Source organism: Nocardia farcinica, assembly GCF_029867845.1.
Taxonomy (GTDB): Bacteria; Actinomycetota; Actinomycetes; order Mycobacteriales; family Mycobacteriaceae; genus Nocardia; species Nocardia farcinica_A.
In genome coordinates, this window is sequence record NZ_JARWRU010000270.1 from 1 (window position 1) to 2,286 (window position 2,286).

Consider the following 2,286-nt stretch of genomic DNA (forward strand, 5'->3'; position numbering starts at 1 on the left):
CCCCCCCCCGGGGGGCGGCCCCGCGGGGGGGCCCCCCCCCCCCCCCGCGGCGGGATGTGTGCGCTCAGCGCTGGTGGCGTGGCTTCCAGACCACCAGCGCCGTACTCCGCTGCGGCGGCGAAAGATCGGGCCGGTAGCCCGCCCGCACCCGCTCCAGCTCGGCACGCAGTTCCGCGACCTCCTGCTGGAGACGCTCGACCTGGTTGGTGAGTTCGATGATGCGCTTGATGCCTGCCAGATTGACGCCCTCGTCCTGGGACAGCCGCTGCACCTCGCGCAACAACTCGACGTCCCTGGCCGAGTACCGGCGACCACCGCCCGAAGTCCGTTGCGGCGTCACCAGCCCGAGCCGGTCATACGTACGCAGCGTCTGCGCATGCATTCCCGCCAACTGGGCGGCGACCGAGATCATGAAGTACTCGGCCCGCCCCCCGGCGGACGTCTTCGGATCGTCGGACATCACGCACCTGCCCATCCCGCCCGCGGATCGAATCCGGCTGCCTTCTCCGCCTCACGATAGCGCTCGAGCGCCTCGATGGCGGCGTCATCCAGTTTCTGCGGCACCGCGACCTTGACGGTGACCAACAGGTCACCCGCGCCGCCGCCGCGCTTGGGCACACCACGACCACGCACCCGCAGGGTCCGGCCGTCGGCGGTGCCCGGCGGCACCTTCACTCCGACGCGACCCTCCAGGGTCGGCACCGAGACCGTGGTGCCGAGCACGAGTTCGGCGTAGCTGACCGGCAGCACCAGGGTGAGGTCGTCGCCCTTGCGGCCGAAGACCTTGTCCTGGTTGACATGCACGGTCACGTACAGATCGCCCGAGGGCGCGCCGCGCAGGCCCGCCTCGCCCTGGCCGGGCAGCCGGATGCGCTGCCCGTCGCTGACACCCGGCGGGATCCGCACCGTGATGGTGCGGGTCCGGTTGGTGATGCCGTTGCCCCGGCAGTCGACGCACGGGTCGTCGATGACCGAGCCGGTGCCCCGGCAGCCGTCGCAGGGCTCGCTGAAACCGAACGCGCCCTGATTGCGGTTGATCACGCCGGTGCCGTTGCAGTGCGGGCACACCCGCGGACTCGTCCCCGGCTTGGCGCCGCTGCCGTGGCAGGTGGTGCACGGCGAGGGGCTGGTCATCCGCAGCGGCACAGTCGCGCCCTGCGCGGCCTCGCGGAAGCCGAGGGTGGTCTCGGTCTCCACATCGGAGCCGCGGCGCGGCCTGCTCCCCGCCCTGGCGCCACCCCGGTTGAACAGGCCGCCGAGCAGGTCGCCGAGACCGCCGTCACCCGCGGCGCCCGCGCCGAAGATGTCGCCGAAGTCGAACTGCTGCGAGAAGCCGCCCGCTCCGCCCGGGCCGAAGCCGCCGCGGGGGTAGCCACCACCCGCGAACAGCCTGCGGGTCTCGTCGTACTCCTTGCGCTTGACCGGGTCGGAGAGCACCGCGTGGGCCTCGCTGACCGCCTTGAAGCGCTCCTCGGCCTTGGTGTCACCCGGATTGGCGTCCGGGTGCAGGTCACGGGCGAGCTTGCGGTACGCCTTCTTGATCTCGTCCTGGGAGGCGGAGGAGGAAACGCCGAGTTCCTTGTAGTAGTCCTTCTCGACCCACTCCCGTTGGCTCATCGGTCACTCCCTCCTTCCACCTGTCCGGGGAAACGGATCAATCCTTCTTCGCGGCATCTTCATCCGATGCCTCTGCTCCGTTCGACGCGGCCTTCGCGGCCTCGTCGCCGACACCGTCGGTGACGCCGACCAGCGCGTGCCGCAGCACCCGATCGCCGAGCCGGTAGCCCTTGCGCATGACCGTACCCAGCACCGGGTCGTTGCCGGAACCCTCGTGCTGCACGGCCTCGTGCAGCGTCGGGTCGAACGCGTCGCCCTCCTGGCCGAACTCTTCGAGGCCCTGCTTGCGCAGCGCGTCGGCGAGCTTGTCGGCCACCGCCTTCAGCGGCCCGGTCTCCAGGTCGCCGTGGGCGCGAGCCCGGTCCAGGTCGTCGAGGACACCGAGCAGCTCGGTGACCACGGCGGCCTTGGCGGCGTCGACGGCGGCCTTGCGGTCGCGATCGACCCTGCGCCGGTAGTTGGCGTACTCGGCGGTCAGGCGCTGCAGGTCGGCGGTGCGCTCGGCCAGCTGGTTCGCCACGTCCGAGTCGGCGGACCCGGCCGCGGGCCCCGGCTCGGGCGCGGCGGGCGCGCCAGCCTCGGCGTCGGCCGCGACCCACACCCCCGCGGCGGAGGGCGGCGCGGGCGCGGGGCCGGCGGGCCCCCGGGGGGGGGGGGGGGGGGGGGCGG

The 2,286-nt window shown here is 72.8% G+C and carries 3 protein-coding genes; all 3 read right to left on the minus strand.

Going from position 1 to position 2,286, the window contains the following annotated elements; genetic code table 11:
• Positions 1–64: 64 nt before the first annotated feature.
• From QH283_RS05505 to grpE, 3 genes are read right to left on the minus strand one after another with little or no spacing between them, the layout of a single operon-like run.
• Positions 65–460, minus strand: coding sequence for a heat shock protein transcriptional repressor HspR (locus QH283_RS05505; protein ID WP_280501927.1), 396 nt, complete (start codon positions 458–460; stop codon positions 65–67).
• Positions 460–1,617 (minus strand): molecular chaperone DnaJ, encoded by a 1,158-nt coding sequence (gene dnaJ, locus QH283_RS05510; RefSeq protein WP_280501928.1) that lies wholly within the window; start codon positions 1,615–1,617, stop codon positions 460–462. The genes QH283_RS05505 and dnaJ overlap by 1 nt, the downstream gene beginning before the upstream one ends.
• A 37-nt stretch (positions 1,618–1,654) precedes the next feature.
• Positions 1,655–2,218 (minus strand): nucleotide exchange factor GrpE, encoded by a 564-nt coding sequence (grpE, locus tag QH283_RS05515; RefSeq protein ID WP_280501929.1) that lies wholly within the window; start codon positions 2,216–2,218, stop codon positions 1,655–1,657.
• Positions 2,219–2,286: the final 68 nt, after the last annotated feature.